The sequence below is a fragment of the Streptomyces sp. 8L genome (assembly GCF_020176795.1).
In the GTDB taxonomy this organism is placed as follows: Bacteria; Actinomycetota; Actinomycetes; order Streptomycetales; family Streptomycetaceae; genus Streptomyces.
On record NZ_JAIUKE010000317.1, the window covers coordinates 1 to 15,293 of the forward strand.

The following is a 15,293-nucleotide window of genomic DNA, read 5'->3' on the forward strand; positions in this document are numbered from 1 at the left end:
CTCGCGGTTCCGAAATCACAGATGGTCATGACCATGGAATTCTTCGGCCAGGCCCGCGCACATCAGCTGGTCAGCGAGCGCTCCGACGGATCTTGGACATGCCTGAGCTGCGGTGACGGCGCCCACGGCCAGCTCGAGTATGACTGGGCGGCAGCCCCGATCAGGCCCTGGCGGCGAGAAGGATGGGACCACTGGCTGCTGGCACGGCGCAGCCTCACCGATCCCACGGATATCGCCTACTACATCTGCTTCTGCCCGACCGGGACTTCACTCGCCGAGCTCGCCCGAATCGCAGGATCGAGGTGGATGGTCGAGGAGTGCTTCCAGAGCGCGAAGAACGAAACAGGGCTCGACCACTACCAAGTACGCGGCTACATCGCATGGTATCGGCATATAACCCTCTCCATGGCCGCCCTTGCCTTTCTCGCCATCCTGCGAGCAGAGGCAAAAAGGGGGATCCGCATACCAGCAACGATCTATCCCTCATACCCGTGACGATGAACGAGGCCCGACGAATCTTCAACCGCATCTCTTCTCCTATCCGCCACAGCATCCAGCACCTGCTCGCCTGGTCGCTATGGCGAAGAAGAAGCCAAGCCCGGGCCCGCATCAGCCACTACAAACGAAGAGGACATCACGGAGTGTCGTTGCAGTACTAAGGCCTCATGGCTCGTAGGCCCTCTTTTCCGAACCCTGCTTCGGAAGACCTATGCGGACAAGGCCGCCTCGGAGGTGCTGTTGAAGGCCAGCGATCTGAAGTGGACCCTCGAATATCCCGGAGCGTTGAACAACGGTAACAGCATGCGCTACAGCACCGTCGTGCTCGAGGACGTCAAGAAGACACCGCTCTTCCCCTCGACCTCGCGCACAAACGTCGCCGACTTCCTCCTCCGCTCTGCTGTGGGCGACACCTTCATCCGTCAGATCGCAGTAGTCCTCGATGCCAAGTAGGTCACCGATGCAGGCGCGAGAAATACTGGTCACGAGCGCCATCGCCGCTCCAGCCGATCGCATGGGTGAAATACCTCTCTCGGCACTGGAATTAGCGATGATCCAGGCGGGCGGCCGGCGCGCGGATGCCCTGCGCGACACTGCAGCTTTCGCACAGGAACTGGAGAGGCTGGACTACCGCCGGCTCTGGTATGCCGAGCATCATCACTCGCTTTCCGTCGGCGCGTTCCCTCCCGCCATCCTGACAGCTCACTCCGCGACTTCCACCTCGGCCATCCGTCTCGGTTCCGGTGGGGTGCTGGCTCCGAACCATGCGCCGATCTCGCTGGCCGAGCAGTTCGCGACGCTGGCCGCGCTGCACCCGGGCCGGATTGACCTGGGGATCGGCCGTGGACCCGGCACCTTCGACGAGGCCACCGCAAAGGCCCTGCGCCGCGGAGCCGGCCCGGCGACGAATGCGGAGTACCGGCAAAACGTGGCAGGGATCCTGTCTTCGCTGGTCGATGAGGTCGCTCCGGACCCCCTGCCGGAGCCCTGGTTGCTGGCGTCCAGCGACGCAGGCGCCGCTCTCGCTGCGGAGCTCGGCTTGCCGATCGCCTTCGCACACCACATCCAGCCGCAGAACACTGCGGAGGCCCTGAAACGCTACCGGGCGGCGTTCATTCCTTCCCGCTGGTGCGAGCGGCCCCGGATCCTGGTGTCCGTGCTGGCCGTGTGCGCCGAGACGGAAGAAGAAGCCGCGTGGCAAGCCGGCCCGTTCGGGGTGTTCAGGGATGCCGTCTTCAAGGGAACCGCGGACGCTCATCCCTTTTGCACTCCGGCGGACGCGGCCGCCCATCCGTTCACCGAGCAGGAGCGAGACCTCCTGGCCGGTTTCCAGACACGGCAGGCTGTCGGAGCTCCCGAGAACGTCGCGCGGGGCCTTGCGCAACTGGCCGCCGAGACCGGAGCGGACGAACTGATGCTGTGGACTCCGATCCACGACCTCCGTGCCCGCGTTCGCTCCTACGAACTCATCAAGAAGCACTTCACCGCCACAAGCGCCTGCTCTTCCCCGCTGGATGCCGCAGCGCCAACGTGGCCGAGTTCAGCCTCGGAATCGCCAGATCTCGCGGCGCCGACCATCACGGTCGATACATCCTGATCAGCACGGCTGAGGGTCGTCGCACGTACAGGAACGTCGAGCGTGCCCTCCGTGTCGCGGCCACACGCTGGACGTGACAACCCGTCAGACCATAACGCCGTGGTCGGCGTTGTCATCGCTACCCGCACCGATGAAGGTCTTTCGAGATGCCGGTCACCTGTCACACGAGTGCACCGGTGGCCCCTATCGCCCCTGCGGAGACGGCTGGTAATCTCGTGTTCATCCGTGTCGAACACATCGTCCACGTCCTGGCACCAGCCCTGACGTCGAATTCCTGCCTGCTCCGAGAGCAGGTTCCACCGGGACGTACGTCCCGATCCCCCATTCGCGCCTCCGACTGTAGGCGTCCGCAACCACCCCCCAAAGAGGTTCCCCATGCCCTTGACGGTGAAGACCACAGCCCCCGAATACGGCTCGCCCATCAGCGACCCGCGCTACCTCACAGTGCTGAAAGACCCGTTCTACCGGTGCCTCGTCGACCTCCAAGACCTCATCAGCTATGAGACCGCGGCTTTCTGGCGCAGCCGGAACGTGCGGTCCGTGCATCTGCCGGTGACCACGGGCTCCATCTCCTCCCCCATGGGGCTGGGCAGTGACTCGCTGCCGGTACAGGTGGACCTCTTCGGCGTCCCGGTCTATCTGGCCGACTCCATGCAGTTCATGCTGGAGTACGGCTGTCGGCTCACCGACTCGGGTTGCTACTACCTGATGCCCAGCTTCCGGGGGGAGGACACCGACGCCACCCACCTCAGCCAGTTCTTCCACAGCGAGGCGGAGATCCCCGGCTCGCTGGGGGACGTCATCGAGACCGCGGACGCCTACATCCGCCACCTGGCCTCCGCCATCGTCTCCGAACTCGCTGACCCGGTGCGGCAGGTGGTGGGCGGGACCGAGCACATCGAGAAGTTCCTCGCCTCCCCCACAACCCCGATGACCTTCGACGAGGCGGTCGATGAGCTTGGCGCCTCCCCCGAGTTCTTCGAGTTCCACGACGAGTGGCGCACCATCAAGCGCGCCGGTGAGCGCCGGCTGCTCGAGCACTACGGACCCGCGGTCTGGCTGAGCCACTTCGACCACCTCTCGGTCCCCTTCTACCAGGCTGCCGACGCCAGCGGCCAGAAGGCCCTGAACGCGGACTTCCTGCTCGGTCCCGGCGAGGTGATGGGCTGTGGGGAGCGGCACCTCGGCGGGGCTGAGGTCCGGGCGGCGCTGACACAGCACCACGTGGCGGAGGAGGAGTACGCCTGGTACGTGGGCATGAAGGATCACCATCCGCTGCGGACCAGCGGATTCGGCATGGGTGTCGAACGGTTCCTGATGTGGGTTCTGAACCACTCGGACATCCGCGACCTGCAACTGGTCGAGCGAATCAACGGCGTGGTCACCGCACCGTAGTCCCGCCCGCCACCGATTTCGTTTCTGTGATTTTCTGGGGTGTAACTCAGTTGTTGTTCGTGAGTAGCGACGCGCGGTCGGTCACGGCCCTGTTGCGGCGGCTGGCGTTCCAGGAGCTTTACCCGTTGGAGGCGGTGCCGCTCCGGAACGCCCGGAGCATCCGCTTTCCGGCGACGGTGACCGCCAGCCGGGATGACGAGCGGTGGGCGGTACGGTCCTACGGCACCGATTTCGACCTGATCGACCCCTCGCGGGGGCGGTTGTCGAACCGCTGGTTCTCCCTCGGCTGGGGCCTGGGCGAGGACGGGGCGCCGGTCTCCGAACTCCTGCTGGTCCAGGTCGACGACACCGACGGCGCGGAGCTGGGTACGGTCACCGCGGAGCTGGGCTCGGCGCTCGGCGCCTGCGGTGCCCGCTGGATCAGCGACGCCGGCCCCGACCTGCCCTCGGCGGGTACCCCGGCACGGCTGCGGCTGGCGGCCACTCTCGATCTCGTCACCCCGAAGCGGTAGCGCGATGGTCACCCATCCCTACGTCCGCGGCCTCGAGGCGGCGGAGTTCATCATGGGGTCGCCCGCCATCAAGGGCATCCCTATGTGGCGGGGGCGCGGCATGGACGCGGTCCGGCTTCTGGTCAAGGTGTTCGTGGAGCTGGTGCGGGCGCGGCATCCGGTCGATGTGGTCGAGCACGGGTTCCTCGCCTCCCAGGCGGACAACCGTCGGGTCTTCGGCGACTACGGCAACGTCTACGAGCTGCTGGACCTGCCCGGTAACCCGGATGCGCTGTTCCGCTCCGACCAGATCGTCAGTTCACTGGCGCGGCTGGACCGCGAGCAGTCGGCCGGTCCGCTGGTGGCCGTCGGCCCGGTGTTGCGGCGCTTCGCCGGGCGGACCGCGCCGCTGTTCCGGGACCGCATGGTGTGGCCGGTGGTCGAGCTCAACCAGCTGGCCCCGGACGGCACGGCGGAGGAGGTTCTCGACTTCTACCGGGTGGTGATCGAGGAACTGCTGCTGACCATCGGCATTCGGTCCTTCACGGTGTGCACCGGCGAGCTGGCCGACTACGGCAGACTGACGTACCTCGTGGTGACCGCGCTGCCGAACCGGCGCCCCACCGTCCTGGCGACCCTGTACGTGCTGGCCGACGGGCTGCGCGAGGCCCTCGGCCAGGAGCAGGACATCGTGGACGTCGGGTTCACCGGCAAAGTGCTGGCGACGACGGCGATGGTGCACACGGACTCCCGCGGGCTGGTGCTGGCCAGTACCGTCGCCCCGGTGCAGCTGGGCGTGACGGTCGCTCCGGCCACCGATCTGGACGACTGCCGGGACTGGTTCCAGGCGCTGGAGGCCGCGGGGATCCGGTACGAGGTGGTGCGTGCCTCGGCCAGTACCAGCTCCCGGGCCAGGGCCGAGCGGTCCTGGCACCGCCGGGGGGTGCCGCTGGTGGTGGGCTTGGGCCGGTCGCCCGGCTCGGTGGTGCTCTGCTCCCGGCTGCCGCAGACCCGCGTCCCGCTGTCCGGGCGGCCGGCCCCGGACACGGTGCGGGCCCACCTGGACTCCCACGATCAGCGGCTGCGCGACTCCTCCCAGCGGTTGCTGACCGACACCACCGAGCGAAACGGTCATCTGCGCACCCTCTGCGGAGCGTGCGCCGCCGACCCCGGCTCGGCCGTCTTCGGGCACGTCGTCCCGATCACAGCCGGACGCTGCGACACCTGCGGCGCCGACGACGGCCGCGAGTACTTCATCAGCAAGGAAGGACGGTTCTACTGATGCCCGCGACCGCCGGCCGGCGCGCCCTGCGGCTGCCCCGGAGTCTGCCGGAGGGCGGCGTGCTGGGCGTCTGGACGCCCTCCGCGCCGGCTCCGGCGCTGTTCCCCCGCCGCTACAACCGCGCCTTGGACGCGGTGCGGGCGGCGGGCTACGAAGTGGTCACCGCCTCCGCCACCGAGGACAACGCGGGGATCGCCGCGGCCCACCCCGCACGGCTCGCGGAGGACCTGCACGAGCTGCTGCGCGACGACCGGGTCGACGCGGTGGTGGCAGCGACCGGCGGCTACACCTCCGCGACCGTGCTGCCGTACCTCGACTGGGACCTCATCCGTGCCGCGCGTCGGCCGATCGTCGGCTACAGCGATGTCACCTCGGTGCTCTGGGCGGCCCTTGCCCAGGCCGGACTGGTCACCTTCCACGGACCCATGATCGTCTCCGAATGGGGTGAGTGGGGCGGGCCCTGGCCCTACACCCTGGACCACTTCCGCCGGGCGCTGACTCCGCAGCCGGGGCCCACCCGGCTCGTGCCGCCGCCGGAGTGGACCGACGAGTCGCTGTGGTGGGACGCGGAGGACGACCGTCCGCGCGCCACCCGGCCCGGCGGCTGGGGCTGCCTTTCGCCCGGCACGGCGGAGGGCTGGCTGCTGCCCGGCTGCGCGGCCACTGCCTCGCATCTCATCGGCACGCCGTTCCTGCCGGACCCAGACGGAGCGATCCTCTGTCTGGAGTTCCAGGACGCAGGGCCCGACGCGGTCTGGGCCCACCTGACCCAGTGGCAGAACGCCGGGCTGCTCGACCGGATCGCCGGGCTGGTGATCGGCCGGCATGCCAGGCCGCGCGCCGCGGCGGCCGGATCGGACGACGTGGACGCGGTGGTACGGGCGGTCCTCGGACGCCGCCGCCTCCCTGTGCTGGTGGACGTGGACTTCGGCCACACCGAGCCCCGACTCACCCTGCCGGTCGGCGGCCGGGCCCTGCTGGACGCCACCCACTGCGGGCTCACCCTGCCACACGACTCCACCAGTTCCTGAAAGGATGGACATGAGCGCAACGCGCTTCACCACAGAACATGACACCGTGATCGTCGACATGGACGCCCAGGTCTGTGCTCGCTGCGTGCTGCCCGAGAACTTTCCCGAGGCGGCGCTCGACACGGACGGCATCTGTCACTACTGCCGCAGCGACTCCGAGCGCATCGAGGTCTCGGGCGAGGCGGTCTCCACCGTCCTGGACCGGGCCCAGAAGCAGGGCGCGGACTACGACTGCGTCCTGCTCTACAGCGGCGGCAAGGACAGCTCCCTGGCGCTGATCGAGCTGGCGGTCACCCGCGGCCTGCGGGTGCTGGCGCTCACCCTGGACAACGGTTTCCTGGCCACGGTGACGGCGGCTAACATGCGGGCGGTCCTGGACAGCGTCGGGGCCGACCACATCGTGCTGCGTCCCCAGCGCAATCTGATGCAGGGTGTCTACCGCAGCGCGCTGACCGGTGACTTCGGCCCGGAGACGGTGAAGTACTCGACGGCGGCCTGCGGTTCGTGCATCGGCATGGTGTTCGCCGCCGGGATGCGCACCGCCGCCTCGTACGGGGTGCCGCTGCTGGCCGGCGGCTGGACGCCCGGACAGCTGACCACCTCCGCCTTCGTCCCGACGTCGTTCCTGCGCGAGGTGGTCTCCCGCAATTTGGACCCGGTGCGCCTCGGCTCCCCGGAACTGGCCCCGGGCCTGGACACCTGGACTCAGGACTCAGGAGAGCTGCCGCACGGCCTGGTCAATCCGCTGTACGCGACCAACTACAGCGAGGCGCGCACGCTGGCGGTGCTGGCCGAACACGGCTGGCGGGCCCCGCGCGACACCGACTCCTGCTCGACCAACTGCCGGCTGAACGGGCTGCTGATCCTCGACCACATCCGCAAGTACGGCTACCACCCCTACGTGTACGAGATGGCCCATCACGTGCGCATCGGCGCGATGTCCCGGCAGGAGGCGCTGGCGAAGCTCCGCCACACCGACGTGGGTGTCGCCTCGGTCGGCGCCGTAGCGGTGGAGCTCGGCATCCCGTCCCCGCTGCGTCACCTCTGACCCGTTGCCCCTTCCCCACACACACGAACCGACCACACCGACCTTAGGATTACTGTGACCACCGCAACCCCGACCGACATCGCCGCCAAGGCCCTCGCCGACCTCTCCGTCGCGGAGATACGACGGCTCGACTTCTCCCGTACCGTCGCTCTGACCAACGAGCCGAACATGCCCTCCGGCGGCGGGGCCACCGTCCGTCGCGTGCTGGAGCTGACCCGTCCGCGGCGCGGCGCCCGCGTACTGGAGGTCGGCAGCAACACCGGCTACACCACCATCGAGATGGCCAGCTGGCTGGACTCCCCGGTCACCGGCCTGGACGTCAACCCGGTCTCCAACGCCTTCGCTGCGGCCAAGGCCGAGCGGGCGGGCATCGACAACGTCGAGTTCGTCCTCGGCGACGGGCAGGGCATGCCCTTCGAGGACGACCTCTTCGAGTTGGTCTTCGCCAGCAACGTGACCTCGTTCATGGCGGACCACCGGCAGGCCTGCGACGAGTACTACCGGGTGCTCGTGCCCCGGGGTGTACTGGCCGTCGTCCCCATCTACTACCGCCAGACCCCGCCGGAGCCGCTGCGCAGGGCCGTGGAGGAAGCGATCGGCGTCCCGCTCCAGATCACTTCCGAGCAGTACTGGATCGACGTCTTCTCCCGGGAGGGCGTCAGCCTGGTGGCCGACGAGCAGTACGAGTACGTGCGCCAAACGCCTGAGCGGATCGCCGCCTACACCGACCAGGTGGTGGACCTGCAGCACCTGGCCGGCCTGCCGGCCGATAAGACCGCGGCACTGGCCGAGCGGCTGGCGCACTTCTACGAGATCTTCGACGAGAACCTTTCCTACGCCGGCTACTCGATCCTGCTGTTCCGGGCCGGTCACCCCAACCCCGAGCCCGTGCTGCACACCACCCGCCGCGTCTACGAAGACCGGACATGACCGGCTACCCGACGGCCGGGAGCCCCCTGCGGGCGATGCTGGACGACACGGTTGCGCCCAACCACCTGCCGGACGTGACGTGGCTCCGGCAGTACCTCGCCGCAGGCGCCCCCGCCGGCGAACCGATCATGCTCAGCCTCGGCGAGACCTGGGACCACACCCCGCAACCGCTGCTCGACGCCCTGCGTGAGGTCCCGGCCAACAGTCACGGCTACCAGATCTCGATGTACGGGCTACCGCTGCTGCGCACCGTCCTCAAGGAGTACGTGGCGGACACCCAACGGCTGCCGCGGTCGGACGCATGGGAGCTGGCGGTCAGCTGGACCGGGACCCGCAGTGCCATGCGGGACTTCGCGATCTACGTGGCCGCGGAACGGGCCCGTGGCGGCCGGCCCCCGGGTTCGGTGCTGGCAGTCGCTCCGGCCTGGGACTACGCGGGGCTGACCGAGCCACTGGGCTTCGACACCGTGTACGTGCCGTTCGACCCGGCGAACGGGGGGAGCGTCTCGCCGGAAGCCGTCCGCCGCACGGCAGCCGGTCTCGCCCCGGGCGCGCTGTCGCTGGTGGTGATAAACGCCCAGCACAATCCGACCGGTGCCAACTGGCCCCCGGAGGTGGTGGCAACCCTGGTGGAGACCGCCCTGGAGCACGGCGCGGCGGTCTTGGTCGACGACGCCTACTACGGCCTCTGCCCGCCCGAGGCGCCGGTGACCTCGGCGCTGGAGATCCTGCTGGGGCACCTGGACGGGCAGCGGTCGCCGGTGCCGTGGCTGGGGGTGCGCTCGCTCGGCAAGCAGTTCCACTGCAACGGCTGGGCGCTGGGCGCGGTGACGGCCGAACCGGCGCTGCTGGACACGCTGGTCAACGACCTCCGTCCGCAGCACACCTTCAACTACGCGGTCCAGCTCCAGTGGGCCATGGCGCGGTGGCTCGGCCGGCCTTCGGAGGTGGCCGGGTACCTGGCCGGGGAACGGGCCGCCACAGCGGCCAAGCGCGCCGCGGTGCTCGACCGGCTACCGGAGGAGGTCCGGCGACGGTCCATCGCCGGACCGTCGGCCCCGTACGTGCTCTTTCCGGTGCCCGACGGGCTGAAGGTGGGCGATTACCTGCGCAGTGCCGTTCTCGACTGCGGGGTGCTGCTCTCCGACGCGTGGCCGCTGGCCCGTATCGGCGACGCCGGGGAGGTGCCGGACGCCGGCTACGCCCGGCTGTACCTCGGCCCCGACCAGGAACTGCTGATGGCGGCGATAGACCGCCTGGCGGGCGCCCGGCGCGGGGCCCGCGTCGGCGCGGCCCGCGGCGCCCCCCCCCCCCCCTTCGTTGCAACTCCGTTCGTTCACACCAGAAGGCTGTTCGATGCTCTCTGAGAAAACCCGGACCCGTTCGGGCCTGCCGCCCCGGCTCGCCGCGGCCGTGGTGACCGACGGCATCGGCACCGGCATGTTCATGCCGTTCAGCATCCTCTACTTCGTGCACGTCGTCGGCCTGCCGCTCCCGACCGTCGGAGCCTGTCTCTCGACGGCCGTCCTGCTGGCGCTGCCAGCCTCGATGGTGGCGGGCTCGCTGGTGGACCGGTTCGGCCCGCTGCCGCTGGTGGTGGGAGCCAACCTGCTCAGCGCGGGCGCCTTCAGCGCCTACCTGTGGGTGGGCTCGGCCTGGCAGGTGGTGGCCGTCGGTCTGGCCACCGCGCTCGGCCAGACCGTGCTGCGCACCGCCGGCAGCGCGCTGGTGGCCCTCGTGGCCGAGCCCGGACAGCGGGCGGGCTGGTTCGCTCGACAGTCGGCCGCCCGCAACGCCGGGTACGGTGTCGGGGCCGTCGCCGGGACCTCGCTGGTCGCCCTGGGCAGTCACACCGCCTACCTGCTGCTGGCGGGCGTCAACGCCGCGAGCTACCTGGCGGCGGGGGCGCTGCTCTGGCGACTGCCGGCCGCCCGGACCCGGCCCATGCCGCAGCCGGGCACCCCGGCCGCGGCGGAGCGGCCGACCGGCTACGGCTCGGTGCTGCGGGACCGCCGGCTGCTGCTGCTCAGCCTGGCCGGGCTCGGCCTGGTCCTCTGCATGAGCGTGCTCCCGGTGCTGCTGACCACCTACCTGACCGGCCTGCTGGGACGTTGGGCCGCGCTCGGCGGATTGGCGATCACCGCCAACACTGTGACCGTCGTCGTGGCGCAGACCGCGCTGACCCGCCGGGTGCAGCGGTACCCCGAGGTACGCGTCGTCCAGGCGGCGGCGGCGGCCTGGGCGGTGGCGTTCCTCTGCCTGTGGGCGCTGACCGCGGTGCCCTGGTGGGGCACGGTCCTCAGCCTGTGCGCAGCGGTCGCGGCGCTGACGCTGGCGGAGATGCTGTACGGCCCGACGATGGGCGCCCTGGCCGCGCGGATCGCCCCGGTCCACTCGCCCGGTCGCCACCTGGGCGTGTTCTACCTCTCCTGGAGCATGGGAGGCGCCACCGCCCCGGCGGTACTGACTTGGCTGCTTGCCCAGGGCAACCAGTGGCCCTGGATCGTCCTCATCGTCGTCTGCGCCGCCTCCGCGGCGGCCCTGGGACGCCTCCCACCCGACGCCGCCCCGTCCCCGCCCTGATCGACCTGGGACGCGCCGGCCCTCGGACGAGCGGGGCCTCTCACCATCGAAACCACCATTATCCCCCTGAAAGGACACTCCTCATGACCACCACCTGGCCCACCCGCGAGAACTCCTCACCCATCGGGCAGACCGCCAAAACGACGCTGGCCGACTCCTGCGCCGCGTTGTCGGCGGGGTACCGGGACAGGGCCACCACAGAGGCGATCACCCGTATCCTGGCCGGACCGGCAGAAGGCCGGACCGACGCGACCGGCGCGCTCGACGAACTCCAGGAGCTGCTGGAGCAGATCCGGCAGACCCCGGAAGGCGACCTGCGGGTCTCGCGGATGAACAGCTTCGTCCGCACCCTCGGCCGGTCCGACAACCTGGCCGCCTTCCTGGAACTGATGCGGGCCTCGCTCAAGGAGGGCCCGGGAGCGCACGGGGTCTCGGAGCGCTCCCGAGCGGGCCGCAGCCACTGCATCTACGGCTGGGCCGGACAGTCGCTGGTCCTGGCCTCGGACGTGCACGCGCTCCCCAGCACCGAGCCCGCGGGCGACGGGGTCCAGGAGTTCATGGGCGGCGCGGTCGCCGAGTGGCACGCCAGCCTCCACATCTGGCAGCCGAACCCGGAGGCGCTGGGCTTCGAGTCGACCAAGAGGTTCGAACCGGGGACGATCGTCGAACCGCCGCACTCGCACCCGTTCTCCTTCGTCTCCTACGTCTCCGTTGGCGAACTCCGGCAGTCCATATACGAGGAGGACTCCGCGGAAACGCCTTCCGGGACCGGCGACCGTTACCAGGACGTCGACCTCGAACGCGTGGGCGGGGTCTGGCCGCCCCACGACGAGTACGTGCCCAGCCGGCTGCGGACCGTCGAGGAGCGCGTCCGGCTGGAGCAGGGGCAGAGCTACTTCATGTCACCGGACATGATCCACGATGTGGAGGTGGACCGGGACATCGCCTCGGAACGTCCGACCATCACCCTCTTCCTCTGCTCCGAGACGGTGAAGGTGCCGGTCTCGTACCTGGTCCCGTCGATGGCGGAGTTCCACCGCGACAACCCCGAGATTCTGAGCGCGGCGCAGGCGCTGGACCCTGAGGTGTGGGACGCCAAGCTCGCGGCCACCGCCCGCTACCTGCGGGGCGAGTCCGACGAGCTGCGGCTGGGCGACATCGTCAACTGCGGTAGCAGCTACGGCTTCATGAACCGCTGACCGCGTCAGCCGAGACGTTCCTGTGAAGGAGCGGCGTCAGGCGCGTGCTCCACGGGTCCCCCGGCCGGAGGCTGGGGGAGCGCCGGCCGGAAGCCCTCGTACTGGATGTACCCGGGCTTCCGGCCGGTGCGGCGGGAGCGCGTGCCGGACGTCGCGACGGGGCGAACCTCGGCCGACGCGGCAGCAGCCTCCACCGGCGACCCGATACCGACACCGACCCGCGCACCCTCCGAATGGAGCAGCACATGAACGCCCCGGACCACCCAGACCGCGCCTGCCCGCCGCACGGCACATCCGCCGGGCCCGGCGGGTCGGTCGTGCTGTGCAAGTGGCAGCCGGAACTAGCCCGGGAACTCCTGGAACGGGTGCGGGTGCACGTCGTCCTGGACGCCTACGACGTGGCACACGGAGGCGTGGAGGAGGACCTGCTCGCCAAAGCCGCCACGGTCCACCGGGTGAGCTCCTTCGACGCTCTCGAAGAGCTGGCGACCGTGGCGGTGTCGATCCGGCTTCAGGACCCCGCGGTCGCCCGGGTCGTCAGCTTCACCGAGTTCTCCCAGCTCGGTGGCGGCTACCTGGCCGAGGTCCTGGGAGTCGGGGCACCGGCCATCACCTCGGTCGCCGGACGCGACAAGCGGCTGATGAAGCAACTGGTCGCGGCGGCCGGGGTGGCCACGGCGCAGTTCCACTCGCTGCCTGACCCTGCGGACGACACCGCCGTCGCCGCGCTGGCGGCCCGGCTCAGCTTCCCGGTGGTGGTGAAGCCCGCCGCCGGCTTCGGAACGATGAGCACGGTCCGCGCCGACAGCCCGGCGGAGTTTCGCGAGCTCTGCCGGTCCTTCAGTTACGAACCCGCTCTGGCCTCGAGGCAACTCGTGGTCGAGTCGTTCGTCGAGGGCGAGGAACTGCACGTCGACGCCTACTGGGGTACGAACGGACCGCAGTTCCTCTTCATCTCCCGCTACTTCGCACCACGGCTCGCGGTCCAGCGCGGGGAGTGCGCCCAGGACGGCGGCGAGCTGCTGGCGCCGGAGGAGCACCCGGAGCTGTACGCGGCCATGGAACCGTTCACGGCTCGGGTCATGGAGGGCCTCGGGGTGACCGAGACCATGATCCACCTGGAGGTGTTCCGGCAGCCGGACGGCCGCATCGTCTTTTCCGAGCTCGCCACCCGGGTCGGCGGCGGCTGGATACCCGGGCTGGTCAGCCAGGGGCTGGGCCGCAGCATCTGGACGGTCCTCGCCGACCTGGCCGTCGACGGCCGGACCGCCCCGCCGCGCCCGGTCGCCCGGTACATCGGCATGGTGCACCTGCGGCCGGACGCCCCCGGTCGCATCGTCCACATCCCCAGCGCAGCGGAGGTCCTGGCCGTACCCGGAGTGGTCCACGCCCAGGTGTGGCCCGCAGTCTCGGACGTCCTGGCGATGCGGCATCCGTCGGAATGGGTGGTGTTCGCCTTCCTCGCCGCCGACACCCGGGAGGGCCTGGACGCCCTGATCAATGAGCTACCCCGGCAGCTCACCGTGAAGACCGTCCCGGTGGAGGAGTCATGACACTGCCCTCGCGGAGAACGCCCGCCGACCCCCGTACCGTCCTGCTGCTCTCCGCCAAGCTGGCCGGCGGCATCGCCCGGCTCAGCCCCGCGCTGCGGCAACGGGGTTGGCGGGTGGTCCTGGTCACCGGAGTGGTCGACGACCCCAACGCCGGTCTGTGCGACGGCTCGGTGGTGGTCGACTGGGACGCCGCCGACGCGGACGTGGCCGCGGCCATCGCCCGGGCCGGTGTGCGACCGGCCGCGGTGGTGACCATGGTGGAGGGGCTGATCCTTCGCCGTGCCGCGCTGCTCGACCACTTCGGCCTGGCCGATCCCAGCACCGGCGTCGCCACCTTGACCGACAAGGCCGCCGTCCGCCGGGCCGCCGACGACGCCGGAGTACTGCCGCTGCGCTGGAGTGACGGCTCGGTCGCCGAACTCCGGGCGGCTCCGCCCCTGGAATACCCGGTGGTCCTCAAACCGGCCACTGGGAGCGGCGCTTCGCGCGACACGCACCTCGTCCCCTCCCGGGAGGTCTTCGATCAGATCCTGGCGGAGCTGGCGGCGGAGGGTGTGAAGGACCGGTTCATCGTGGAGGAGTACCTGACTGGGGCAGAGTTCTCCGTGGACGGTTACGTGTTGGGCGGCACATTCAGCAGCGTCCTGGTCGCGGACAAGCCCGACCACGACTCGGTCCGGCTGCACGACCGGGGACTGCGGATCTCCCCGCCCGTACGGGTCCCACCCGAGGCGGTCGTCCGGTTCCTGGCGGAGCTGCAGACCCTGCTCACCCGGATCGGCCTGGACGGCGTGTGGCTGCACGTCGAGGGACGCATGGCCGACCACGACCGGGCCGGGCTGATCGAGATCAACCCGCGCCCCGGCGGCGGCCTCTACCCGGCGGCGATCCGGCACCGCGGCGGCATCGACCCCATCGAAGTCGCACTGGACCTGGCCCTCGGCGCTCCCCCCGACCGGGGCCGCGGCCGCTCCACGGACGCCGTGGCCATAGTCCCGGTCGAGGCCGACCGGACCGGCACCGTTCACTGCCGCACGACGGTCGCGGAGCTGCTGGCGGTCGACGGCGTACTCGACGCCTACATCATCGACGACTACCGCGTGTCCACGCTCTCCAAGGAGAACTTCTTCGCGGCGGTCATGGTGACCGGACGCGACGAGGAGGACCTGCGCAAGCACGCTGATGCCGCCCTGGCGGTCCTGGACTACGTGGTGCTACCACCGCCGACCGCCACCAGCGGCGACTGACCGGTTCACGAAAGCGACGGCTCCGCTCGACATGCCACCCGGCCTTCCACGACATGCGGTGAATCCACGCGCCCTCCGGTGACCCGGTCGGGGTGCCGGGCGGCTGATCGCACTCTCCGCCGGCCGCGCACCCCCGCCAGGTCCACAACTGGGTGGGCGCCGGGCGAAGAACCCGCCGGCATGCATCAACGGGCTCCTGCCCTCCGTCGCCCTTGCTCAGCTCGGGCTCAGGCTCCGGTCCGCTTTGGCGGACGCGGGCAGCGCCACGGAGGCCGCGAGGGCGGCGCCGAGGGTGGTGAGGGCTCCGCGACGAGTGGTGAGGGCTCCGCGACGGATGGTGAGGGCCATGTTCTGTCTCCCTAGTGTCCTGAGTCGTTAATTCGTGTGCAGTATGCGGCGAGGGTGTCGAGGATGTCGTCGGCGGTCTTCGTCCAGATGA

At 70.1% G+C, this 15,293-nt stretch carries 14 protein-coding genes and 1 pseudogene; 14 read left to right on the forward strand and 1 reads right to left on the reverse strand.

Annotated features, from left to right (window positions below; genetic code table 11):
- The 14 genes and pseudogenes from LCE31_RS24290 to LCE31_RS24355 form a co-directional block, all read left to right on the forward strand.
- Nucleotides 1-495 (forward strand): annotated as a pseudogene (locus LCE31_RS24290) (IS701 family transposase); the annotation flags it as partial.
- A 138-nt stretch (nt 496-633) separates the two neighbouring features.
- A complete protein-coding gene (locus LCE31_RS24295; protein ID WP_225017624.1) occupies nt 634-951 on the forward strand; it encodes an NAD(P)H-binding protein in 318 nt (105 codons plus the stop codon).
- A gap of 61 nt (nt 952-1,012) precedes the next feature.
- Nucleotides 1,013-2,095: an MsnO8 family LLM class oxidoreductase gene (locus tag LCE31_RS24300; protein ID WP_225017626.1), complete on the forward strand. Its 1,083-nt coding sequence runs from the start codon at nt 1,013-1,015 to the stop codon at nt 2,093-2,095.
- A gap of 375 nt (nt 2,096-2,470) precedes the next feature.
- Nucleotides 2,471-3,490 carry an amino acid--tRNA ligase-related protein gene (locus LCE31_RS24305; RefSeq protein WP_225017608.1) on the forward strand — a complete coding sequence of 340 codons (1,020 nt, stop codon included), beginning with the start codon at nt 2,471-2,473 and terminating at the stop codon, nt 3,488-3,490.
- A gap of 59 nt (nt 3,491-3,549) precedes the next feature.
- A complete protein-coding gene (locus LCE31_RS24310) occupies nt 3,550-4,002 on the forward strand; it encodes a hypothetical protein (RefSeq protein ID WP_225017610.1) in 453 nt (150 codons plus the stop codon).
- 4 nt (nt 4,003-4,006) lie between these two features.
- The gene (locus LCE31_RS24315) at nt 4,007-5,263 is read left to right on the forward strand and encodes a hypothetical protein (protein WP_225017613.1); all 1,257 of its coding nucleotides are present in this window, start codon (nt 4,007-4,009) and stop codon (nt 5,261-5,263) included.
- Nucleotides 5,263-6,294: a S66 peptidase family protein gene (locus LCE31_RS24320; protein WP_225017614.1), complete on the forward strand. Its 1,032-nt coding sequence runs from the start codon at nt 5,263-5,265 to the stop codon at nt 6,292-6,294. The genes LCE31_RS24315 and LCE31_RS24320 overlap by 1 nt, the downstream gene beginning before the upstream one ends.
- A gap of 10 nt (nt 6,295-6,304) precedes the next feature.
- Nucleotides 6,305-7,342 (forward strand): hypothetical protein, encoded by a 1,038-nt coding sequence (locus LCE31_RS24325; RefSeq protein WP_225017616.1) that lies wholly within the window; start codon nt 6,305-6,307, stop codon nt 7,340-7,342.
- A gap of 54 nt (nt 7,343-7,396) precedes the next feature.
- Nucleotides 7,397-8,272, forward strand: a complete 876-nt coding sequence (locus tag LCE31_RS24330; protein WP_225017618.1) for a class I SAM-dependent methyltransferase — start codon at nt 7,397-7,399, stop codon at nt 8,270-8,272.
- Nucleotides 8,269-9,639, forward strand: coding sequence for a pyridoxal phosphate-dependent aminotransferase (locus LCE31_RS24335; protein ID WP_225017619.1), 1,371 nt, complete (start codon nt 8,269-8,271; stop codon nt 9,637-9,639). The genes LCE31_RS24330 and LCE31_RS24335 overlap by 4 nt, the downstream gene beginning before the upstream one ends.
- Nucleotides 9,629-10,855, forward strand: coding sequence for an MFS transporter (locus LCE31_RS24340; RefSeq protein WP_225017620.1), 1,227 nt, complete (start codon nt 9,629-9,631; stop codon nt 10,853-10,855). Before LCE31_RS24335 ends, LCE31_RS24340 begins: the two co-directional genes overlap by 11 nt.
- An 83-nt stretch (nt 10,856-10,938) precedes the next feature.
- Nucleotides 10,939-12,054 (forward strand): hypothetical protein, encoded by a 1,116-nt coding sequence (locus tag LCE31_RS24345; protein WP_225017621.1) that lies wholly within the window; start codon nt 10,939-10,941, stop codon nt 12,052-12,054.
- 245 nt (nt 12,055-12,299) lie between these two features.
- The gene (locus LCE31_RS24350; RefSeq protein ID WP_225017622.1) at nt 12,300-13,607 is read left to right on the forward strand and encodes an ATP-grasp domain-containing protein; all 1,308 of its coding nucleotides are present in this window, start codon (nt 12,300-12,302) and stop codon (nt 13,605-13,607) included.
- Complete coding sequence (locus tag LCE31_RS24355) at nt 13,604-14,854, forward strand: ATP-grasp domain-containing protein (RefSeq protein ID WP_225017623.1); 1,251 nt, start codon at nt 13,604-13,606, stop codon at nt 14,852-14,854. The genes LCE31_RS24350 and LCE31_RS24355 overlap by 4 nt, the downstream gene beginning before the upstream one ends.
- A gap of 216 nt (nt 14,855-15,070) precedes the next feature.
- Here LCE31_RS24355 and LCE31_RS40545 read toward each other — a convergent pair whose 3' ends face one another.
- On the reverse strand, nt 15,071-15,202 hold the full coding sequence (locus tag LCE31_RS40545; protein WP_263632236.1) for a hypothetical protein: 132 nt from the start codon (nt 15,200-15,202) through the stop codon (nt 15,071-15,073).
- Nucleotides 15,203-15,293 lie beyond the last annotated feature (91 nt).